Source organism: Azospirillum sp. (genome assembly GCF_035628975.1).
Taxonomy (GTDB): domain Bacteria; phylum Pseudomonadota; class Alphaproteobacteria; order Azospirillales; family Azospirillaceae; genus Azospirillum.
The window spans coordinates 30,263-51,872 of sequence record NZ_DASPIS010000057.1; the positions used below are offsets into that span (position 1 = coordinate 30,263).

Sequence of the window (21,610 nt, forward strand, 5' to 3'; positions counted from 1 at the left end):
CGACCGCCCCGCCTGTGCTAGAACCGGGGGCCCTGTCGCAGCAAGCCCCCGGTTGCCATGCCCCACGCCGACTTCATCCACCTGCGCGTCCATTCCGCCTATTCGCTGTCGGAAGGCGCCATCAAGGTGAAGGAGCTGGTCAAGCTCTGCCTCAAGCAGCAGATGCCGGCCGTCGCGGTCACCGACACCGGCAACCTGTTCGGCGCGCTGGAATTCGCGCTGGCGGCGTCGGATGCCGGCGTGCAGCCGATCATCGGCACCGTTCTGGGCATCACCCGCGTCGGCCCGGCCCAGACGAAGCCCGGCCTGCCCGGCAAGGCGGCGGCCACCCCCGACCAGCTCGTCCTGCTCTGCCAGAACGAGGAGGGCTACCGCAACCTGACGGCGCTGGTGTCCAAGGCCTTCCTCGAATCGGACCCGCTGGCCGGCCCGCAGGTGACGCTGGACGCGCTGGAGGGCCGGTCCGCAGGGCTGATCGCGCTGACCGGCGGCCCCGGCGGCTCCATCGGCCGGCTGCTGCACGAGGGACAGAAGGATCTGGCGCTGGAGGTTCTGGAGCGGCTGAAGCGCCTCTTCCCCGGCCGCCTCTATGTCGAGCTGCAGCGGCACGAGGGCGGGCGCGGCCATTTCGCCACCATCGAGAACGCCATCGAGCCGGCGCTGATCGACCTTGCCTACAAGCACGACCTGCCGCTGGTCGCCACCAACGATTGCTATTTCGCCACCGCCGACATGTACGAGGCGCACGACGCGCTGCTCTGCATCGCCGAGGGCGCCTATCTCAGCCAGGAGGACCGCCGCCGCCTGACCCCCGACCATCGCTTCAAGTCGGCGGAGGAGATGCGGCTGCTGTTCGCCGACCTGCCGGAGGCGGTGGACAACACGGTCGCCATCGCCCGGCGCTGCTCCTTCCTGCTGAAGCCGATCAAGCCCATCCTGCCCCCCTTCGCCTGCGAAGGCGGCCGCACCGAGGATGACGAGCTGCGCGCCCAGTCGCGCGCCGGCCTGGAGATGCGGCTGGAAAAGGTCGTCTTCACGCCCGAGATGACGCCGGAACAGCGGGAGGAGACCCGCAAGACCTATTTCGAGCGGCTGGAGTTCGAGCTGGACGTCATCGTCAAGATGAAGTTCCCCGGCTACTTCCTGATCGTGTCGGACTTCATCAAATGGGCGAAGAACCACGACATCCCCGTCGGGCCGGGCCGCGGGTCGGGCGCCGGCTCCGTCGTCGCCTGGGCGCTGACCATCACCGACCTCGACCCGCTGCGCTTCGGCCTGCTGTTCGAACGCTTCCTGAACCCCGAACGCGTGTCGATGCCCGACTTCGACATCGACTTCTGCCAGGACCGCCGCGAAGAGGTCATCCGTTACGTCCAGAACAAGTACGGCTACGACCGCGTCGCCCAGATCATCACCTTCGGTAAGCTCCAGGCCCGCGCCGTGCTGCGCGACGTCGGCCGCGTGCTGCAGATGCCCTACGGTCAGGTCGACAAGATCTGCAAGATGGTGCCGAACAACCCGGCCAACCCGGTGACGCTGCAGCAGGCGCTGGACAGCGAGGAGATGCTGCGGCAGGCGCGCGACGGCGACGACACCGTGCGCCACCTGATCGACATCGCGCTGAAGCTGGAGGGTCTCTACCGCCACGCCTCGACCCACGCCGCGGGCGTGGTCATCGGCGACCGGCCGTTGCAGGAACTGGTGCCGCTGTACCGCGACCCGCGCTCCGACATGCCGGTCACCCAGTTCAACATGAAGTATGTCGAACAGGCCGGATTGGTGAAGTTCGACTTCCTGGGCCTGAAGACGCTGACCGTGCTGAAGACGGCGGTCGACCTGATCCCCGAGAAGCCGGACCTGACCACCGTCCCGCTCGACGACGAGAAAAGTTACCAACTGCTCAGCCGCGCCGAGGCGACCGGCGTGTTCCAGCTGGAAAGCTCGGGCATGCGCGACGTGCTGCGCCGGCTGAAGCCGAACCGGCTGGAGGACATCATCGCGCTGGTGTCGCTCTACCGTCCCGGCCCGATGGACAACATCCCGAAATACATCCGGGTGAAGAACGGCGAGGAAAAAGCCGACTACATGCATGACAGCCTGGAAGGCATCCTGAAGGAGACCTTCGGGATCATGATCTACCAGGAACAGGTCATGCAGATCGCCCAGGTGCTGTCCGGCTATTCGCTGGGCGGCGCCGATCTTCTGCGCCGCGCCATGGGCAAGAAGATCAAGGAGGAGATGGACAACCAGCGCAAGATCTTCTGCGACGGCGCGGAGTCCCGCGGCGTGAAGGCCGATCTGGCCAGCATGATCTTCGATCAGGTCATGAAGTTCGCCGGCTACGGCTTCAACAAGAGCCACGCCGCCGCCTATGCGCTGGTCGCCTACCACACGGCCTATCTGAAGGCCAACCACCCGGTGGAGTTCATGGCGGCGTCGATGACGCTCGACCTCGGCAACACCGACAAGCTGAACGTCTTCCGGCAGGAATTGGCCCGCCTGCGCGTCAAGCTGCTGACGCCGGACATCAACCGGTCCGACTCCATCTTCGGGGTGGAGCAGCTGCCCGACGGGACCAAGGCGGTGCGCTACGCGCTGGCCGCCGTCAAGGGCGTCGGCCTGCCCGCCATGAAGGCGGTGGTGGAGGAGCGGCGGAAGAACGGCCCCTTCAAGAGCCTGTTCGACTTCGCCCGCCGTCTGGATCTGAAGACCATCAACAAGCGCCAACTTGAGAATCTGGCCTGCGCCGGCGCCTTCGACGGGCTGAACCCCAACCGGGCCCAGGTCCACGCCGCGCTGGAGACCATCATCCGCTATGCCCAGGCGGAAGCGGCGGAGCGCGACAGCGGCATCGGCAACCTGTTTGGTGGCGGCGGTGGCGGCCTGCCCGAACCCGACATGCCCAAGGTGAAGGATTGGGAGCCGCTGGAGAAGCTGAAGCACGAGTTCGGCGCCATCGGCTTCTACCTGTCGGCCCACCCGCTGGACGCCTATTCCGGCCCGCTCGGCCGCATGAAGGTGGTGCGCTCCGCCGAGTTGCAGACCGCCATCGCGAAGGGCGGCTCCACCCGCTACAAGATGGCGGGCATCGTCGTCTCGAAGAAGGAGAAGACCGCCAAGTCCGGCAACCGCTTCGCCTTCGTCGAACTGTCGGACGCCACCGGCGGCTATGAGGTGACGCTGTTCTCCGAGGTGCTGGCCGCCAACCGCGACCTGCTGGAGCCCGGCCGCCCGGTGCTGATGACGGTGGACGCCCAGTTGAACGGCGAAGAGGTCCGCCTGACCTGCCAGGAGATCAAGCCGCTGGAGGAGGCCGTCGCCTCGGTCAGCGCGGGCTTGCGCGTCGTCCTGCGCGACCCCACACCCATCGAGCATCTGCGCGCCACGCTGGACCGGCTGTCGCGTGGCAAGAGCCGCATCAACGTACTGGTGGAGATCGACCCGCTGAAGGAGGTCGAGATCGAACTGCCCGGCAGCTACACCATCACCGCGCAGAGCCGCTCGGCCCTGAAGGCGGTGCCGGGCGTGGTCGAGGTGGCGGAACTGTAAGGAGTTCCGAAGCGGCCGGCGGGGCACTCACCCGCCGGCCGCCTCCTCCTCCGCCTGACGGCGGCGGAAGCCGACCAGGGCCGTTTCGTCCAGCATCGCGGCATCCTTGCGCTTCTGCTTGTCGCGCTCGCGCTTCTGCCGCTCCTCCTCCGCCAATTCGTAGCGTTTCAATTCCTGGAAGGCTTCGGCCATCTCGTCGGTGGCGATCTCGATCTGCGCCTCCACCTGGGCCAGCGACTGGCCGAGCCGGCGGCCGCGCTCCAGCGCCGCCTGGGCGAAGTTGGAATAGGTGAAGGAGACGGAGAAGTCGTCGCGAACCGTTTCCTGTTCGTGCGCGATCTCCTGCTTCACCTTCTCGATCTCGTTGCGCAGCCGGTCGGCCAGCGTGTGGAGTTCCGCCAGGACGCGACGCTTCTCGTCCAGTTGCAGCTTCTGCAGGCGGATGATCGTCTTCAGGCTCATTGCGGCCACTGCACCCCAAAGATTTCAGCCAGCATGGCGTAGCTGGTCTCCAGATCGGTGGCTTCGCGCTTGCCCTGCTTCAGGAAAGCCTCCAGCGCCGGCTGAAAGTGGATCGCCTCGTCCACCTGCGGGTCGGAGCCCCGGCGATAGGCGCCCAGCCGGATCATCTCGGCCATGTTGTCGTAGGACGACAGCAGGCGCCGGGCATGGCCGACCAGCTCGTTCTCGTTCGGCGTGTTGCAGCCGGGCATGGTGCGCGACACGCTGCGCAGGATGTTGATGGCGGGATAGCGCCCGCGCTCGCCGATCTGGCGCTCCATCACGATGTGGCCGTCCAGGATGCCGCGCACGGCGTCGGCGATGGGTTCGTTGTGGTCGTCGCCATCCACCAGCACGGTGAACAGGCCGGTGATGGTGCCCGACCCGACCAATCCCGGCCCGGCGCGCTCCAGCAGGCGCGGCAGTTCGGCAAAGACGGTCGGCGGATAACCCTTGGTCGTCGGCGGCTCCCCGGCGGACAGGCCGATCTCGCGCTGGGCCATGGCGAAGCGGGTGACGCTGTCCATCATGCACAGCACGTCGCGGCCCTGGTCGCGGAAATGCTCGGCCACCGCCAGCGTCATGTAGGCCGCCTGCTTGCGCATCAGCGGCGCCTCGTCGGAGGTGGCGCAGACGACGACGCTGCGGGCAAGACCCTCTTCGCCCAGATCCTCGGTGATGAACTCCTGCAACTCGCGGCCGCGCTCGCCGATCAGCCCGATCACCGCCACTTCGGCGGCGGAAAAGCGCGCCAGCATCGACATGACCGACGATTTGCCGACGCCGGAGCCGGCGAAGATGCCCATGCGCTGGCCGCGGCAGCAGGTGAGGAAGGCGTTGACGGCGCGGATGCCCAGATCCAGCTTCCCTCCCACCCGCGCGCGGGAATGGGCGTTGGGCGGGCTGTTGCGGATCGGCGTGCCCTGCGGTCCCTTGGGCAGCGGCCCCTTGCCGTCGACCGGCTCGCCCAGCGCGTTGACGACACGGCCGAGCCAGGCATCGGTTGGGTAGATCATCGCCTGGTCGCCCGCCACCAGCGCGCGGCAGCCCAGCCCCACCCCGTCCAGCGCGCCGAAGGGCATGGCGAGCGCCCGGCCCTGGCGGAACCCCACCACCTCGCAGGGAACCTGCCGGCGGTCGCGCGTCTCCACGATGCAGCGGCCGCCGACCGACAATTCCTTCTCTATCCCGCCGACCTCGACCATCAGGCCGGACACGGCGGTGACGCGGCCATAGCGGCTGCAATCTGGAATCTGGTCGATGTCGCGGATCAGCTGGTCGAAATCGAACGGCATGGGTCGGATACCGACATCCCCAAGACGGGACGCGCTCCTATTAAGTGGTAGTTCTGTGGACGGAGGCGACGTTAACCACCATGATCGCATCTTGCGATGGAAGGATTAACGTTGTGTAAGCGCTTGGCACTGGCGTTAAGCTGAATCGTCTGTTAACTTGTGTAAACGGGATGGTTGAAATCGGTCATCAAGGATCGGGGACCATGTCGGGGGTCGGGTAGCGAAAGCGCGCCATCAAACGTCGGGATATCGCCATGAGGGTTCTGCTGGTTGAAGACGATTCCTCCGTCGCCAAAAGCATTGAACTGATGCTGAACACGGAAGGATTCATCGTCGACTCTACCGACCTGGGTGAGGACGGTCTCGAGATCGGCAAGCTCTATGATTATGACATCATCATTCTCGACCTGATGCTGCCGGACATCGACGGGTACGAGGTTCTTCGCCGCCTGCGCGCCGCGCGCGTGACCACCCCGATCCTGATCCTCTCGGGCCTGACCGAGATGGACAACAAGATCAAGGGGCTGGGCTTCGGCGCCGACGATTACCTGACCAAACCGTTCGACAAGCGCGAACTGATCGCCCGCATCCAGGCCATCGTCCGCCGGTCGAAGGGCCATTCCGACAGCATCATCCGCACCGGCCGCCTGACCGTCAACCTCGACACCCGCACGGTGGAGGTCGACCAGTCGCCGCTGCACCTCACCGGCAAGGAATACGGCATCCTGGAGTTGTTGAGCCTGCGCAAGGGCACGACGCTGACCAAGGAGATGTTCCTGAACCATCTCTATGGCGGGATGGACGAGCCGGAACTGAAGATCATCGACGTCTTCGTCTGCAAGCTGCGCAAGAAGCTGGCCGCCGCCACCCAGGGCGACAACTACATCGAAACGGTGTGGGGCCGTGGTTACGTGCTGCGCGACCCGCACGAGGAAATCGCGGAAGCGAATCCGCCGCCGCCGCCGCGCGTGCCGCAGCAGCAGGCGGCCGGCTGACCACCAACTGAAAAAGGTGGAGCGGCACTGTCGCTCTCACAATCGAACGCCCGGACGTCTTTCACCTTGAAAGCCGGACCGGGCGTTCCCATGTAAAGCGGGTCATTCTGCTACGGACTGCGGGACGTTCAAACGCCCCCACGCTCAGCCCCCCTTTTTTCGCCATTGCGAGCATGCCTTTGCGGGCATTCGGGGGCCGCCAATCCCACATCCAGTCTGATGCGCCGCACCGGTGGTGCGGCGCCCTTCGCGTTATGGGAGACAGACATGCCCGTCGGCACCGTCAAATGGTTCAACAGCACCAAGGGCTTCGGTTTCATTCAGCCGGAAAGCGGCGGCCCGGATGTGTTCGTTCACATCTCCGCTGTCGAACGCGCCGGGCTGCGCAGCCTGGTCGATGGCCAGAAGATTTCCTACGAGGAGCAGCGTGATCCCAAGCGCGGCAAGACCTCGGCGGAAAATCTGAAGGCGGTCTGACCGCCTGACCGCCGACCTGCGGAAAGAGGGGCATCGGGAAACCGGTGCCCTTTTTCCGTGTTGCGCATTCAGTGCCGCCCATACGCCGGGCCTATGCCCCGCCGGGACCTGCCCAGAGGAGAACCGCTATGGCTTTCAAACCGAACTACAACCAGCAGCGGGCCGAGCGTAACCGGGCCAAGGAACAGAAGAAGCAGGAAAAGCTTCAGCGCCGCGAGGAAGAGGTCGCCGCCCGCCGTGCCGGCACTCAGATCGACGGCGAACAGACCGGGCAGGACGATACGGACGTGCAGGATGACGCCGTTTCGACCGACACCGAGACCAAGACCGATATCAACAATGCTTGACCGCAAGGCCGATCCTACGGCCGACCGCGATTATACGGAGGACAGGCCATGGCCCGTCAGAAGAAACAACCCGTCGAAAACGCCTTTGCACTGTTCGATGTGATCTACCAGGACGGTGCGCGCACCTCGAACCGCAAGGTGCCGACGTCCGACATCGACCAGTTCGACCGCGAGAATTCCATCCGCGCCTTCATCGAGGCGCAGGACCGCAAGATCGCCGAGATGTCCGGCAACCCGCGCGGGCCCATCAAGTCGATCACGCCGTCGGCCTGAAGCTACAGTGATCGAGTGGGGGCGGCTCTCCCGCCCCCGTCGCTCTCCGGAAGGCTCTCACGCCACCTTGGCGCCGGCGGCGGAAAAGCCGCCCAGGCTGTACAGGCCGCGCTGGCCTTCCACCGGCTTGAACTTGTCGGTGATGCCCAGCACCGTTTCCGCACCGCCCAGATACAGAACGCCGTCCTGCGGCATCTGGCGGGAGATGGACTCCAGAACCTTCGCCTTCGTCGGCTGGTCGAAATAGATCAGCACGTTGCGGCAGAAGACGATGTCGAACTGGCCCAGCGCCGACAAATCGCCCAGCAGGTTCCATTCGCGGAACGACACCATCTGGCGCAGCTGCTGGCTGATCTGCCACTTGTCGCCGTTCTGCTTGAAGTGCTTGACCAGCATGGTGATGGGAAGTCCGCGCTGCACCTCGAACTGGGTGTAGACGCCGGACTTCGCCCGCTCCACCATTTCGGCCGAGATGTCGGTGCCTACGATCTCGATGCGCCAGCCGGCCAGCTTCGCCGCCTCGTCGTTGAGGATCATCGACAGCGAATAGGCTTCCTGCCCCGAAGAACAGGCGGCCGACCAGATGCGCAGACTGCGCTTGGCCGCCCGCGCTTCCATCAGCTTCGGCAACACCAGCTGCTTGAACTGGTCGAAAGGCTTCTGGTCGCGAAAGAAGGACGACTCGTTGGTCGTCATCGCTTCCGTGATGTCGCGCAGCAGCGCTTCGTCCTTGCGGGTGCGGACGGTGGTCGCCAGCTCCTCCAGGCCCTTCATGTTCCACTTGCGCGCCACCGGCATCAGCCGGGATTCGAGCAGGTAGGCCTTGTCGCGGGTGAGGACCAGGCCGGAACGCTGCTTGAGCAGCGTGGAGAACATGTCGAAATCTTCGACTCTCATGCTGCCCTCGAAGCGAGCTTGCGGATGTGGGGACCGATTTCCTTGAGCGGCAGGATGGCGCTGCAGATGCCGGCTTGCGCCACGGCACCCGGCATGCCCCAGACCACGCTCGACGCCTCGTCCTGGGCGATCAGCATGCCGCCGCCGTTGACGACGTCGGTGCAGCCCTTCAGCCCGTCCTGCCCCATGCCGGTCAGGATGCAGGCCAGGATCTTGCGGCCGCCGAAGGCCTTCAGGATCGAGCGCATCATCGGGTCGACGGCCGGGCGGCAGAAATTCTCCGGCGGATCCTTGCTGAGCGTGATCACGTTGGCCCCGCCGCGCTGCGCCACCAGCATGTGGAAGTCGCCGGGGGCGATGTAGCAGCGGTTCTGCACGATCGGCTCGCCGTCCTTGGCCTCGCGCGCATCGATCCCGCATTGGCGGGTGATGTGCTCGGCCAGGATGGTGGTGAAGGTCGCCGGCATATGCTGGGTGATCAGGATCGGCTGGCTGATGCCGGCCTTCAGGTGCGACAGCACCTCGAACAGGGCCTGCGGGCCGCCGGTGGAACTGCCGATGGCGATCACGTCCGGCTTCACCGCCATGGCGCCGACCGGGGCCGGGCGGGTGGTGATCGGCCCGACCTCGCGCTTGAGCAGCCCGACCGGAGCCGCCGGGGTCAGCGGGCGGATTTCACCGCGGGTGCGCGACCCGGCGCGCTTCGCCGCGGCGCCCAGCGCCTTGACCTTCGCGACCAGCTCGCGCTTGAAGTCCTCCGCCCCGCCGATCTCGCGGGTGGAGGTCGGCTTCGGAATGTAATCGGCCGCACCCGCCGACAGGCAGCGGATGGAGACGTCGGCCCCGCGTAGCGTCAGCGTGGAGGCCATGATGATCTTCACCTGCGGCGCCACCGCCAGCAGCTTCGGGATGGCGGTCAGCCCGTCCATCACCGGCATCTCGATGTCCAGAACGATGACGTCGATCGAGTTGCGCTGCAGCGAATTCACCGCCATCTGACCGTCGCCCACGGAGGTGACGACGCGGATGTCCGGGTCTCCTTCCAGCGCACGGGTCAGCAGGCCGCGGATGACGGCCGAGTCGTCCACCACCATGACCCGGACGGGATCCGGATTGGCCGGTCGCGCGGTGGTGAGGGGGCCTCTGCCAAAACTGTCCGACATATCGGCGATTCGCCTTTCAACTCGACTGGTTCAACGCGGCTTGTCCAGCGTTCAGACAGGGAGCCTGTCCCGACCGGCCCATGCCCCGGCGGCCGTGTGCTGGACGGTCATGTCCGGCACGGGCAGGAGATCACAGCAAGCCGACTTGCGCGAACTTGGTCTGGATGATGTCGCTGTCGAAGGGCTTCATGATGTACTCGTTGGCCCCCGCGGACAGCGCCTCCTGGATGTGGGCGAGGTCGTTCTCGGTGGTGCAGAAGACCACCTTCGGCTGCTCGCCCCCGCTCATCTTGCGCAGCCGGCGCAGGAACTCGATGCCGGTCATCACCGGCATGTTCCAGTCCAGCAGGATGGCATCGGGCATCTGTGCCGCGCAGGCCTCCATCGCCTGTTTGCCGTCCTCCGCCTCGGTGCAGGTGAAGTTCAGCTCTTCAAGGATCTTGCGTGCGACCTTGCGGACCACGCGGCTGTCGTCGACCACCAGGCAGGATTTCATTGCGGCAGGGCCTCAGGTCATCTGTTCGTCGGCGGAAAAGCCGGCCGGAAGGAGCGGCGCCTTTCCCCGACGGGAAGACGCCGCGGACCGTCAGGCCGTCTCGATGGTTGTGAAGTTGAGCAGACGAGGCACGTCCAGCACAACCATCAACTGGCCGTTCAGCCTATAAATTCCGGTAGAGACCTCGCGCCAGCGCGGATCCAGCGTCGCCGGGTTGCGTTCGAAGTCCTCCTTGGTCAGGCTCAGCACCTCGCCGACCGAATCGACCATCAGGCTGTACAGCTCGCCGCGCAGGTCGACGACGATCGACATGCCGGGCTTGTCCTTCGGCCGGCCGGTCAGGCCGAGCCGCAGGCGGACGTCGATGGCGGTGACGATGCGGCCGCGCAGGTTCAGCGATCCCGCGACCTCCGGCGGGGCCAACGGGATGCGGGTGATCCGCTGATGGCCCAGCACGTCCTGCACCTGAAGGACCGGGATGCCGAACATCTGGTCGGCGATCGTCATGGTCACATAGTCCTGGTTGCCGGAGACGACGATGTCGTCGCCCTTCGACTTCCGGACGGTGGACGGCAGCTTGGCGTTGCTCATGCGGCACCTTTCTGGTCGGTCAGCGTCTGCTGCAGCGCGAAGAGCAGCGCGTCACGGTCGAACTTGGCGACATAGTCGTTGAAGCCGGCAATCCGGCCGCGGTCGAGGTCACGGGCGCTGGCATGGCTGGACAGCGCCACCATCGGCACGCCCTGCCAGCGGCTGCCGTGGCGAACCGCCTCGGCGAAGTCGAAGCCGCTCATGCCCGGCATCTCGATGTCGGAGACGATGACGTCGAAGTCCTCGCCCGCCTCGCAGAGAGCCAGCGCGTCGCCGGCATTCTCCACCGCCGTCACGTCGTAGCCGGCGACCGACAGCAGCGGCGTCAGCAGGTTGCGGAAGAAGGGGCTGTCGTCGACCAGCAGCACACGCTGCAGCTTCTCCTCCTCGAACCCCTCCTGGGCGGAGGAGCCGAACCAGTCCTTGTAGGCCTGGGTCAGGAAGAAGCCGGCGTCGATCACCTCGGTCGCCTTGCCGGCGATGATGGCCGACCCCATCAGGCCGGGACGCTCCGCGGCCAGCTGGACGTTCAGCTTCTCCTCCACAATGTCGACGATCTCGTCGACGATCAGGCCCATCGAGCGGTCGCCGTCGGCGAAGACCAGCACCGGCTGGCGGCCTTCGTTGGCGAGCGCGAAGTTCGGGTCGATCGGCACCAGAGGCATCAGCTTGCCGCGGTACTGAACCACCGGCAGGCCGTTCGACATCTCGACCGTGGCGAGATCGACGTCCTCCAGGCGGGCGACCAGCGACAGCGGCACCGCCTTGGGCGCGCCCTCGCCGGCACGGAACAGCAGGAGCGCCATCTTGTCCTCCTGGCGCTGGGTCTGGACCGCGGTGGTCTCCTTGCCGGCGGCCTCGCCCATCGCCATTTCGCCGGTGGCCGACGCGATGCCGTTGGGGTCCAGGATCATGATGACCGAGCCGTCGCCCAGGATGGTATTGCCCGAGAACATCTCGATGTGGCGCAGGATCGGCGCCACCGGCTTCACCACGATTTCTTCGGTGTCGAACACGCGGTCGACCATGATGCCGAAGGTGTAGGTGCCGACCTGGGTGACGACGATGAAGGTCTCGTCCGCCGGCTTCTTGGCGTCCTCGCTGTCGTCCAGCCGCAGCAGCTGCTGCAGCGAGACCAGCGGCAGCAGGCGGTTGCGCAGGCGCAGCACCGGCGTGCCCTTCAGGCGCTCGATCGTGTGCTCGCTGTCGGCGGCGGCACGCACCAGCTCGACCACGCTGATCTGCGGGATGGCGAAGCGCTCGCCCGCGCATTCCACGATCAGGGCCGAGACGATGGCCAGCGTCAGCGGGATCTTGATGACGAAGGTCGACCCCTTGCCCTGGGCCGACTTGATCTCGATCGTGCCGCCGATCTTCTCGATGTTGGTCTTCACCACGTCCATGCCGACGCCGCGGCCCGACACGTTGGTGACCTTGGCGGCGGTGGAGAAGCCCGGCTTCATGATGAACTGGATGATCTGCTGGTCGGTCATCGAGGCCAGCTCGATCTCCGACGCCATCCCGTTCTGGATCGCCTTCTGCTTGATCCGGTCGATGGCAAGTCCCTTACCGTCGTCCTGGATCTCGATGATGATGTGACCGCCTTCGTGATAGGCGTTCAGCGTGATGCGGCCGGTCTCCGACTTGCCGGACTTCAGGCGCTCCGCCGGGATCTCCAGGCCATGGTCGGCGCTGTTGCGCACCATGTGGGTCAGCGGGTCCTTGATCAGCTCCAGCACCTGGCGGTCCAGCTCGGTGTCGGCGCCGAGCATCTGGAGGTCGATCTTCTTGTTCAGTTCATGCGCCAGGTCGCGCACCAGGCGCGGCAGCTTGGCCCAGGCGTTGCCGATGGGCTGCATGCGCGTCTTCATGACGCCTTCCTGCAGCTCCGACGTCACATGGTTCAGGCGCTGCAGCGGGGCGGCGAACTCGCTCTCCTTCTGCGACCGCAGGATCTGCAGCAGCTGGTTGCGGGTCAGCACCAGCTCCGAGACCATGGTCATCAGGTTTTCGAGCAGGTCGACGTTCACGCGGATGGTCTGCGCGGCGACCGCCGATTCCTTGGTCGCGGCCTCGGCACCCGCATCGGCACCGCCCGCATTGCCGCCGGCCGAACCGCCGGCCATCGGGGCGACCGGCGCCGGCACCTTGGCGGCGGCCGGCTCGGCATCGGGAACGACAAGGTCCTGCGACGGGGCGGGCTCCTCGGCCGGTTCGGGCGCGCGGGTGGCGACCGCCGTGCTCGCCGGAACGGCGGGAGCCGCGGCCGGCGGGTCATTGGGGCCCGGGATGGAGTTCCACAGCGCCTCCAGCTCGTCCAGCGTCGCCGGCCGGTCGTCCGATGCCGCGACCGCGGGAGCGGTCGGCGGCGGCGGAGCGGCGGCGGCCGGAGATGGCCCGCCCAGCTTGCCCTCGGCGCACAGGTTCAGCCGCTCGATCAGCGGCAGGTCGTCGCCGGGCGGTTCCGCCTCGGTCGCTTCCAGAACCGCCAGCAGGCTCTTGATGGTGTCCAGAGCCTGCAGGATCAGCGAAACCGCTTCCGGATTGATCGTCAGTTCGCCGTCACGGAACTTGCCCAGCACGTTCTCCGACGCGTGCGCCACCTTTTCCAGGCGGGGCAGGCCGAGGAAGCCGCAGGTTCCCTTGATGGTGTGAACGAGGCGGAAGATGTTCGACAGCAGTTCCGGATTGTTGGGATTCTGCTCCAACCGCACCAACTCGACGTCGAGCACCGAGAGGTTTTCGTTGGTCTCCGTCAGAAATTCGGACAGCAGATCATCCATGTCGCATTCCCCAGGCCCAATGTTTATGGTCCGCGCCGGCCTGCGGCTCGAACGGGCAGCATCTGAGGGCCGCCGGTTGCGCTCCAGTCCAGGTAGGGTCGGAGCCTGTCAAACACTGATTAAGAGAACCTTACCTCTTCCGATAGGGAGTCTTCCGAGCGCTTCCACCGGCAGGATAAGGGACCGATTGTCACAGGGAGGATCGATGACCGACACCGAACTCGCCCAATCCGTGCGCGACGCCGTGGACACCCTCAACGCCGCCCTGGCGGAGGCCGCATGCCACAATCTGGCCGTCACGCTGCGCACCACGTCCCACCAGACCACCGGCGGGGTGGAGCAGGTCGTGGTGGAAACGCGGATTTTCAAACAGCTGTAAGGAGCCTCACCACTCCGCGGTGAAGACCAGCCGCTCGCTGCTTTCGGTGGCGACGGCGATGCGGAAGCCGTCGCTCTCCGCCAGCCGTCCGGCGAGATAGGCGTGAATGGTGCGGGGCGTCAGCGCATCGGGCGTCGCCGTCCCGGCCAGTGCCGCGGCGGCATCCGGCTTCAGGGTGCCGGGGCGGCCGGCGGCGGTCACGGTGAGGCGGCCGGCCGTCTCGTCGCCGTCGGCCGCGACGGACACGAGGCCGCCATGGGTCAGCGCCTCGTCCGCCAGCAGGATGAGGTTCAGCACCAGCTTCACCACGCCGCGGCGCTGGGCCGTCATGTCGTGCGGCACCCGTTCCGGCCAGTCCAGCCGGGTGCGGCCGCCTTCGAGATAGCCGGCGGCGGCGTTGCGGGCGTCGCCGAATCCCTTCTGGTCGCGCCCGGCCACCCCGTAGGCCAGCCGGAACACCCGCAGCCGGCGGTCCGCCTGACCGGAGGAATGGTCGATCAGCTTCACCGCCTCGCCCAGGAAGCCGCCGGCCAACCCGCCCCCGGCCCCGCCGCCATCCTCGTCCTCCTGCATCTCCTCGATCAGTTCCAGGCCGTTGCGGATGGCGCCGACCGGGCTGACCAGATCGTGGCACAGCTTCGACGCCAGCAGTTCCAGGACGCGGATGTCGACGCTGATGGGGAGGGAGGACGATTCGGTCACGAGGCAGACTCCGGAAAAAAGGAACGGCGACGGCGCGGTGCCGGCGATTCTATACTTTCCCGGCCCCGCCGCACAGGCGGTCGCATTTCCTATGTACAATAGACTGACGGATGGAACGCGACATGGACGATTCGCTGGTGCCCGGCGCCTGGGTGCGCCATCCCGACCAGCCCGATTGGGGGCTGGGGCAGGTGCAGTCGGCCATCCGCAACCGCATCACCGTGAATTTCGAGCATGCGGGCAAGGTGCTGATCGACAGCGACGTCATCTCGCTCTCGGTTGTGGATCCGGACGAGGTCTGACGCCGGCCCGGAATTCGATATTCCGACTCCGGGAAACCGCGGATTGCGCCGCCGGTGCCGCTTTGCTTTTATGCGCCGAATCCAAGCATGCCGAATCCAAAAGAGGGAGACCAGAGATGAAGGCCATGATCCTCGGCTTTGCCGCCGCGGCGGTGATCGTGCTGGGCGCGGCGGTGGCGTTGAACTCCATCGGCCATTCGACCGCAGAGCGCTTCTCCAGCTCCACCGTCCGGCTTTAAGAGAACAAGCCCATCACCTCTTCCACGAAAAGGCGACTTCCGGCATTGCCGTTCGCGGTGTAGCATCGGTCGATCCATGATCGGACACGGCGGACCGTCGGTTGATCTCGCGTCTCAAAGGGGGAATGGGTGCCTTCGGTGTGGCGTTGATCGTCGGCTTCAACGCCATGATCGGCTACGACCTTCTGCATGAGCGTAGCGAGACCGTCACCCGCGCACGGGAAGAAAACGGGGCGATGGCGCTGGTGCTGGAGCGCCATGCGACCGACAGCTTTTCGGGCGTATCGAAAATCCTGGCCGGCGTGGCGGAAGTGCTGGCCGTCCGCGGCGACAGTTGGGAACGGGGCGATGCCGACGTGCATGCCCTGCTGCGCCGTCAGGCCGGCCAGTCGCCGCTGATCCGCGCCATGCTGGTGGTCGCCGCCGACGGCAGACTGGTTCACGACACCCAGACGCTGACCCCCGCCAACCTCGACCTGTCGGACCGTGACTACCTGATGGCTCACCGCGACGGGCTGGTCGCCGGCGGAGCGGACGGGGTCTTCGTCGGCAATCCGGCGCGGGGGCGCACCTCCGGCAACTGGTTCATCGGCATGAGCCGACGGCTGAACGCCCCGGACGGGCGCTTCGCCGGGGTGGTGGTCGCGGTGATGGAACCGACGGCCTTCCGCGGCCTCTACCGGACGCTGGCACTTCCCGGCGATGCCGTGGTGACGCTTTATCATGCCGATGGGCCGGTGTTGGCCCGCTTTCCCGACCATGAGACCTATATCGGCCGCTCGGCCCGCCATCTGCCGCTGTTCGCCCGCCTGCTGAAGGAGGCACCGGCCGGCACCGAGTTGCTGGACAGCCCGGCCGACGGGCCCCGGCGCATCCTCAGCTACCGCGCCTCGGCCGAAATGCCGCTGGTGGTGACGGTGTCGTCGTCGCGCGATGCGGTGCTCGCCCCCTGGCAGTCCAAGGCCGTCATGCTGGCCGCCGCCGGCCTCGCCGGCACGCTGGTGATCGGGTTGATGATGCTGGCCCTGCTGCGCGAGGCCGGGCGGCGCGAACGGGCGATGGCCGACCTGCAGGGCAGCGAGCGGGCGCTGCGCGACAGCCAGCACAGGCTGATCCAGGACATCGCCGCCCGCCATCGGATCGAGGCGGAGCTGATCGCCGCCAAGCAGGTCTCCGACGCCGCCAACCGGGCCAAGACGCAGTTCCTGGCGAACATGAGCCATGAGCTGCGCACCCCGCTGAACGCGGTGATCGGTTTCGCGGAGGCGCTGGAAAGCGGCATCTTCGGCGCGATGACGCCCAAGCAGACCGAGTATGTCGGCGACATCCGCCGGTCCGGCCAGCATCTGCTGAGCCTGATCAACGACATCCTCGACACCACCAAGATCGAATCGGGCAAATACGTCCTGCACCAGGAGGAACTGGCGGTGGAGGACCTGATCGGCGAGTGCCTGCGCCAGATGGAGCAGCTGGCGCTCGAAAAGGGCGTGACCCTGTCTGCGAAGCTGGACGATCCCCTGCCCATCCTGTACGCCGACGCCCGCGCGGTGCGGCAGATCCTGCTGAACCTGCTGTCCAATGCCGTGAAGTTCACGCCGCCCGGCGGCCGGATCGCGGTGGAGGCTGATCGGGCGGCGCGCAGCCTGCGCCTGCGGGTCAGCGACACCGGCATCGGCATCCCCACGGTCGAGTTGGAGCAGGTGATGGAGCCGTTCCATCAGGTCGACAACTCCCACACCCGGCGCTATGCCGGCACCGGGCTGGGGCTGCCGCTGGTCAAGTCGCTGGTGGAGATGCAGGACGGGCGATTCGTGCTGTCCAGCGTGCTGGGGCGCGGCACCACCGCCACCGTGCTCTTTCCACCGGGACGCCTGCGCAGCCGTCCCGCCGACCTCATGGCGCTGGAACGGACGCAGACGGTCCCCGTGTGACCTCGCGGGGTGAAGCCCCCTTCAAGCCCGCCGCTTTCCGACGATCACCAGCGCGATGCCGCCCAGCACCGCGACGGAGGAGACCGCCAGCGTCGGCGTGATCCGCTCGCCAAGCGCCAGCACCGCGGCCAGCGCGGTGATGACCGGGACGCTCAACTGCACCGAGGCGGCGCGGGCGGCGGTCAGGGCCGGCAACGCAGCGTACCAGATCGCATAGCCCACCCCCGACGCCAGCGCCCCGGACAGGACGGCGTAGAGCAGCCCGCCCGCATCCCAGCGCAGTCCGCCGCCGGTGAACGGCCCGGCCAGCGCCGACAGCAGGGCCAGCGCCGCCGCCATCGGAACGGCGCGCAGGAAATTGCCGGCGGTGGTGGCGATCGGATCGCGGCTGGCCCGTCCCAGCAGCGAATAGACGCCCCAGGCCGCACCAGCCGCCACCATCAGCAGCGCCCCCAGCGGATCGGGGGCCGACAGGCCCGGCGCCAGCAGCAGCGCCAGCCCGCAGAATGCCAGAGCCAGACCGCCCCACTGCAGCGCCACCAGCCGTTCACCACGGTAGAGTCCGACCAGGATCATGGTGGCCTGCACCGCCCCGAACAGCAGAAGCGCCCCGGTCCCCGCGGTCATGGTCAGGTAGGCGAAGGAGAAGGCCGCCGCATAGGCCAGCAGCGCCGCCGCACCGCGCCAACTGCCCGCTCCGGGCTTCGCATGCCCGGTCGCGCGGGCGATCAGCCACAGGCTGGCGGCACCGGAGGCGATCCGCACCAGGGTGAATCCGGCCGGATCGATGGCGGTCCGGGTCAGGGCCAGCCGGCACAGGATGGAGTTGGCGGCGAAGGCCAGCATCGCCAGCAGGGTCAGCAGCGCCGCCTGCCTCAGCCCGGGGATCATCGCCGGAACCGCCGGTGCGGCAGCGGCCCGCCCCGCCCCCAGCTTATCGCTCGCCGCCATGATTGTTTCCTCCGCAAGCATCCGGAGGCAGCTAGCCGCAAGGGCGCCGTGCTGTCAAATCCGCAGCAGGCTTCGCCCCGTCCGACTTTGGTCGGAGGCGGTGGGGCCTTCAGGAGGACGGCCCGTCCAGGGCGAACTGCAGCAGGTAGGTGCGCTGGAGCGAGCTGAAATTGTCGTCGGAGATCAGGTAGACCAGCGTTTCCCCCGCCGGTCCGGGGCGCGTGGCGATACCTTCGAAATTATCGTTCAGCAGGGGCGACTCCAGCCGGGCGAGTTCCTCCCCCTCGATGACGGCGCCGGCGCTCAGCTGTTGCGGCGCCACCCGGACCAGGCGCGACGACCAGCCGCCCAGAAGCGACACCCGCCGTTCAAGCACCAGAACGCCGCCGTCGGGCAACGGGGCGACGCCGGTCGGCCGGTAGCGGGGTGCAGCACGGTAGGCAAGGGGCTGCCAGTCCGCCGCGTTGCGCGGGACGGCGTCCTTCTGCGAGCCGACACCCGTAATCCCTACCCCCGTAATCCAGGCGCGGCGCTCCTGCCGTCCGTCGTCCTCGCCCTCCTCCAGAACCAGAAGCCGGCCGTCGGGAAGGCGGGTCAGCGCCTCCAACCCGCCATTCTCCGGGCCGTCCTCCGCCTCCGGCGGCAAAGGGATCGGCGTCGGTGTCCCTTCCGGTCCGTGGTCGCCGGCCGAATAGCGCAGAATGCGGTGGTCGCGCTCCAGCGAGACCAGCCAGCTGCCGTCGGCCAGACGCGCCAAATCCTCCGCATCGGTGCGGCGCTTGCGGCGGGAAGCTCCCTCCTCCACCGGCAGCGGGCGGGCGCGGACCTCTGCGATCCCGGCCAGGCGCCCTGCGGCGTCGGTCCGCAGCCGGCCATCGACCACCAGCCCGGTGTCGCCGACGGCGACGAAGCGCTCGCCGGCCGGGTCGACCCACAGGCCGGACAGCCCGCCGACCCGGTCACCCCCGGCGATCTCGAGCCCACCCAGGAACCGCAAGGGCCCGACCGCTGCCTTCTCCGGCCGGCCGCGGTCGAGCGGCACCTCCCTGGCGGTGACAATTTCCGGGTTGCGAGAGCCGCCGCCGGCCCCGACCACGGCGGCGCAGCCGCCCGACAGGGCCGTCAGCAGCAGGCCCCAGACCAACATCTTTCGCATCGTCATGCGGTCACTCTTGCCAGTGCAACCGACGGATACAACCTATCTTTCGGCGGGCATCCGCCCGCTCCCATCCGCATGCCCGTCCGGGGCCGGCGGGTTGCGGCACGACCGTCATGGCGCCTCGGACTTAACGGTTAGGCGCGGCGGGTTACTCCCTCAGAACCGGTGGGGCCTGCCGGACAAGCGCTTAGATTGACGAATGTTTTCGACGATGCTTACCTGTGATGACCGAGCCGAGTCCGTTCCCATGCCGATGCTTCCGCGGTCCCAGGCCGCCTACTCTCCTCCGGACCAGCCGGGCGACGGCGTCGCGTCGGGGGCGTCCCCGGCCGACCGGCTGACGGCGCGCATCCAGGAGCTGGAAGCCGAGCTTCGGGAACTCCAGCATCGCGCCAAGAACAGCCTGCAGTTGGTGATCAGCCTGCTGAAGCTGCAGGCCGGCCGCATCCGCGACCCCGATGCCCGCGCCGCCTACGAACAGACGATGGTGCGCATCGAGGCGCTGGCGATCCTCTATCGCCAGTTGCACGAGAGCGGCGCCGGCACCCATGTCGACCTTGGCCGCTACGTCACCGCCCTGTGCGAGGCGGTGCGCGAAGGCACACCGGGCGCCCTGTCCCGCGTGCCCGTGACGGTCGATTCCGACCCGATCCAGATCGGCCTGTACGAGGCGATGCCGCTCGGCCTGATCATCGCGGAGCTGGTGACCAGCTGCCTGCACCACGCCTTCCCCGACGACGGCTGGATCCGCATCACCGTGCGCCAGCAGGGCGACAGCGGCCGTGCCCGCCTGACGGTGGAGGACAACGGCCGCGCCCTGCCCGCCGGCTTCGACACCACCGCCGAGGACGGCCTGATGCTGGCCGAGGCGCTGGCCGGCCAGCTGGGCGACACGCTGTCCACCGACAGCGACGCCGCCGGCACGACCGCCAGCGTCAGCTTCCCGGTCTGATCCGCAGCCCCTCAGTGGCGGTGCCCGTCGCCGTGATGGTGGCCGTCATGGTGCTCATGCGGGTGCTCCGGTTCGGCGGCAGGGGCCAGCGTTCCGGCGAACCAGCCGCGGATCGCCCGGACCGGATCGATCTCCGTCGTCGTCACCGGTTCGATGCCGCGGCGTTTCATGTGCGCGACGAATCCGGAGCCGGACGATCCCGTGATGACCACCCGCACCGCGTCGATCGGGTGCGGCCGGCCGTCGCCGCAGAGGTGCAGGACCTCCTCCTCCGCCAGTTCGATCCGGCCGGTCTCGACCGGGTCGCCCCCGGCCTCCGCCTCATAGACCAGGAAGCGGCGGGTGCGGCCGCCATGGGTGGCGATGGTCTCGAAGTCCTTGGTGCCGACAGCGATTTTCATGGCATGCGGTTCCTTCGCGATGGTGCCCGGCGACGGTTCGGTCCTGCCACGCTCCGGCTTCGCGCGCACTGAGGAAGGTCAATCGGCGGCTGCGCCCGGTGCGATACCCGACTGCCAAGCTTGACTTTCAGCACCGATTTTGTACTATATGCCTGCCTGCTCCGCCGGAGAGGCTTGGACTCGCCATTTCGGGGGTCCTGTACCCGTCATATCGCTTTGCACGAGGATGTGACATGAGCACCGCTGTTGCCCTTCGTTCGCCCGATTCCGGCGAATCGCTGTCCCGCTACATCAACGACACGCACCGTTACCCGGTCCTGACGGCCGAGGACGAGTACATGCTGGCCAAGGCCTGGACCGAGCATGGCGACGTCGATGCGGCGCACAAGCTGGTTACCAGCCACCTCCGTCTCGTCGTCAAGATCGCCGGCGGCTATCGCGGCTACGGCCTGCCGCTGTCCGACCTGATCGCCGAAGGCAATCTCGGCCTGATGACGGCCGTCAAGAAATTCGAGCCGGAACGCGGCTTCCGCCTGTCCACCTACGCGATGTGGTGGATCAAGGCCTCAATCCAGGATTACATCCTGCGGTCCTGGAGCCTCGTGAAGATCGGCACCACCGCCGCGCAGAAGAAGCTGTTCTTCAGCCTGGGCCGCCTGAAGCGGAAGCTGGGCGAATACGGCAGCGGCGACCTGCAGCCCGACAGCGTGACCCGCATCGCCACCGACCTGTCGGTGCCGGAGGACGACGTCGTCGCCATGAACCGCCGCCTGTCGGCGCCCATGGCCTCGCTCAACGCCCCGATGAGCGCCGACGGCGATTCGGCCGAATGGCAGGATCTGCTGACCGACGAGCGTCCGTCGGTCGAGGATTCGCTGGTCGAACGCAGCGAGGCCCGCCAGCGCAGCGCCCTGCTGCACGAGGCGATGGGCGTGCTGAACGACCGCGAACGCGACATCCTGACCAGCCGCCGCCTGTCGGACAGCCCGCTGACCCTGGAAGACCTGTCGGTCCGCTACGGCGTCAGCCGGGAGCGCATCCGCCAGATCGAGGAACGCGCCTTCGAGAAGGTCGCCTGCCAGACCCGCGTCCTGGCCGCCGCCGCGGCCTGAGCGGGCCGGTCCGAAGAGCTGCTGTGCAAAGAGCGGCTGTGCGAACAGCTGTTGCTCGCGGTGCTCCTCCCTGGCCATGATCGCCGACCAGCCCGACCGGCCCGATCAACCCCAG

At 67.3% G+C, this 21,610-nt stretch carries 22 protein-coding genes; 11 read left to right on the plus strand and 11 right to left on the minus strand.

The genetic code is table 11. The features are described from left to right. Window positions 1–57: 57 nt before the first annotated feature. Complete coding sequence (gene dnaE / locus VD964_RS12885) at window positions 58–3,549, plus strand: DNA polymerase III subunit alpha (protein ID WP_324868983.1); 3,492 nt, start codon at window positions 58–60, stop codon at window positions 3,547–3,549. A gap of 27 nt (window positions 3,550–3,576) precedes the next feature. Here the strand turns inward: dnaE and VD964_RS12890 are convergent, their stop codons facing one another. Further along, window positions 3,577–4,011: a flagellar export protein FliJ gene (locus tag VD964_RS12890; protein WP_324868984.1), complete on the minus strand. Its 435-nt coding sequence runs from the start codon at window positions 4,009–4,011 to the stop codon at window positions 3,577–3,579. Next, window positions 4,008–5,345 (minus strand): flagellar protein export ATPase FliI, encoded by a 1,338-nt coding sequence (gene fliI / locus VD964_RS12895; RefSeq protein ID WP_324868985.1) that lies wholly within the window; start codon window positions 5,343–5,345, stop codon window positions 4,008–4,010. Before fliI ends, VD964_RS12890 begins: the two co-directional genes overlap by 4 nt. A gap of 254 nt (window positions 5,346–5,599) precedes the next feature. Here fliI and ctrA point away from each other — a divergent pair, with 254 nt between their 5' ends. The 4 genes from ctrA (at window position 5,600) to VD964_RS12915 (ending at window position 7,437) form a co-directional block, all read left to right on the plus strand. After that, entirely contained in the window at window positions 5,600–6,340 is a 741-nt protein-coding gene (gene ctrA, locus VD964_RS12900; protein WP_324868986.1) for a response regulator transcription factor CtrA, read from the plus strand. A 267-nt stretch (window positions 6,341–6,607) separates the two neighbouring features. Next, on the plus strand, window positions 6,608–6,817 hold the full coding sequence (locus tag VD964_RS12905) for a cold-shock protein (protein WP_012977930.1): 210 nt from the start codon (window positions 6,608–6,610) through the stop codon (window positions 6,815–6,817). 128 nt (window positions 6,818–6,945) lie between these two features. After that, entirely contained in the window at window positions 6,946–7,164 is a 219-nt protein-coding gene (locus VD964_RS12910; protein ID WP_324868987.1) for a hypothetical protein, read from the plus strand. Window positions 7,165–7,212: 48 nt separating this feature from the next. After that, window positions 7,213–7,437, plus strand: a complete 225-nt coding sequence (locus VD964_RS12915) for a hypothetical protein (protein ID WP_014189667.1) — start codon at window positions 7,213–7,215, stop codon at window positions 7,435–7,437. 57 nt (window positions 7,438–7,494) lie between these two features. Here the strand turns inward: VD964_RS12915 and VD964_RS12920 are convergent, their stop codons facing one another. The 5 genes from VD964_RS12920 to VD964_RS12940 all read right to left on the minus strand — a co-directional run bounded on the left by VD964_RS12920 (window position 7,495) and on the right by VD964_RS12940 (window position 13,367). Beyond that, a complete protein-coding gene (locus VD964_RS12920) occupies window positions 7,495–8,334 on the minus strand; it encodes a CheR family methyltransferase (RefSeq protein WP_149222955.1) in 840 nt (279 codons plus the stop codon). Continuing rightward, window positions 8,331–9,497, minus strand: coding sequence for a chemotaxis response regulator protein-glutamate methylesterase (locus tag VD964_RS12925; RefSeq protein WP_324868988.1), 1,167 nt, complete (start codon window positions 9,495–9,497; stop codon window positions 8,331–8,333). The genes VD964_RS12920 and VD964_RS12925 overlap by 4 nt, the downstream gene beginning before the upstream one ends. 130 nt (window positions 9,498–9,627) lie before the next feature. Then, window positions 9,628–9,993 carry a response regulator gene (locus tag VD964_RS12930; protein WP_014189670.1) on the minus strand — a complete coding sequence of 122 codons (366 nt, stop codon included), beginning with the start codon at window positions 9,991–9,993 and terminating at the stop codon, window positions 9,628–9,630. A gap of 90 nt (window positions 9,994–10,083) precedes the next feature. Beyond that, window positions 10,084–10,584 carry a chemotaxis protein CheW gene (locus tag VD964_RS12935; protein WP_111070250.1) on the minus strand — a complete coding sequence of 167 codons (501 nt, stop codon included), beginning with the start codon at window positions 10,582–10,584 and terminating at the stop codon, window positions 10,084–10,086. Beyond that, window positions 10,581–13,367 carry a chemotaxis protein CheW gene (locus VD964_RS12940; RefSeq protein WP_324868989.1) on the minus strand — a complete coding sequence of 929 codons (2,787 nt, stop codon included), beginning with the start codon at window positions 13,365–13,367 and terminating at the stop codon, window positions 10,581–10,583. The genes VD964_RS12935 and VD964_RS12940 overlap by 4 nt, the downstream gene beginning before the upstream one ends. A gap of 205 nt (window positions 13,368–13,572) precedes the next feature. Between VD964_RS12940 and VD964_RS12945 the strand changes: the two genes are divergently transcribed. After that, complete coding sequence (locus tag VD964_RS12945) at window positions 13,573–13,746, plus strand: hypothetical protein (protein ID WP_324868990.1); 174 nt, start codon at window positions 13,573–13,575, stop codon at window positions 13,744–13,746. A 6-nt stretch (window positions 13,747–13,752) separates the two neighbouring features. Here the strand turns inward: VD964_RS12945 and VD964_RS12950 are convergent, their stop codons facing one another. After that, on the minus strand, window positions 13,753–14,448 hold the full coding sequence (locus VD964_RS12950) for a histidine phosphotransferase family protein (RefSeq protein ID WP_324868991.1): 696 nt from the start codon (window positions 14,446–14,448) through the stop codon (window positions 13,753–13,755). A 122-nt stretch (window positions 14,449–14,570) separates the two neighbouring features. Between VD964_RS12950 and VD964_RS12955 the strand changes: the two genes are divergently transcribed. The 3 genes from VD964_RS12955 (at window position 14,571) to VD964_RS12965 (ending at window position 16,920) form a co-directional block, all read left to right on the plus strand. Further along, a complete protein-coding gene (locus tag VD964_RS12955) occupies window positions 14,571–14,750 on the plus strand; it encodes a DUF3553 domain-containing protein (RefSeq protein ID WP_324868992.1) in 180 nt (59 codons plus the stop codon). Between the two features lie 116 nt (window positions 14,751–14,866). Beyond that, window positions 14,867–14,989 (plus strand): hypothetical protein, encoded by a 123-nt coding sequence (locus VD964_RS12960; protein WP_324868993.1) that lies wholly within the window; start codon window positions 14,867–14,869, stop codon window positions 14,987–14,989. 125 nt (window positions 14,990–15,114) lie between these two features. Further along, window positions 15,115–16,920 (plus strand): sensor histidine kinase, encoded by a 1,806-nt coding sequence (locus VD964_RS12965; protein WP_324868994.1) that lies wholly within the window; start codon window positions 15,115–15,117, stop codon window positions 16,918–16,920. Window positions 16,921–16,941: 21 nt separating this feature from the next. On the opposite strand, the gene VD964_RS12970 is transcribed toward VD964_RS12965, so the two are convergent. Then, complete coding sequence (locus VD964_RS12970; protein WP_324868995.1) at window positions 16,942–17,871, minus strand: DMT family transporter; 930 nt, start codon at window positions 17,869–17,871, stop codon at window positions 16,942–16,944. A 109-nt stretch (window positions 17,872–17,980) separates the two neighbouring features. Further along, on the minus strand, window positions 17,981–19,033 hold the full coding sequence (locus VD964_RS12975) for an esterase-like activity of phytase family protein (RefSeq protein WP_324868996.1): 1,053 nt from the start codon (window positions 19,031–19,033) through the stop codon (window positions 17,981–17,983). A gap of 244 nt (window positions 19,034–19,277) precedes the next feature. On the opposite strand from VD964_RS12975, the gene VD964_RS12980 reads away from it, so the two are divergent. Continuing rightward, the gene (locus VD964_RS12980) at window positions 19,278–19,982 is read left to right on the plus strand and encodes a sensor histidine kinase (protein WP_149222947.1); all 705 of its coding nucleotides are present in this window, start codon (window positions 19,278–19,280) and stop codon (window positions 19,980–19,982) included. Window positions 19,983–19,993: 11 nt separating this feature from the next. Here the strand turns inward: VD964_RS12980 and VD964_RS12985 are convergent, their stop codons facing one another. Then, window positions 19,994–20,383 carry a NifB/NifX family molybdenum-iron cluster-binding protein gene (locus VD964_RS12985; RefSeq protein ID WP_324868997.1) on the minus strand — a complete coding sequence of 130 codons (390 nt, stop codon included), beginning with the start codon at window positions 20,381–20,383 and terminating at the stop codon, window positions 19,994–19,996. Window positions 20,384–20,616: 233 nt separating this feature from the next. Here VD964_RS12985 and rpoH point away from each other — a divergent pair, with 233 nt between their 5' ends. Continuing rightward, window positions 20,617–21,495, plus strand: a complete 879-nt coding sequence (gene rpoH / locus VD964_RS12990) for an RNA polymerase sigma factor RpoH (RefSeq protein ID WP_324868998.1) — start codon at window positions 20,617–20,619, stop codon at window positions 21,493–21,495. Window positions 21,496–21,610: the final 115 nt, after the last annotated feature.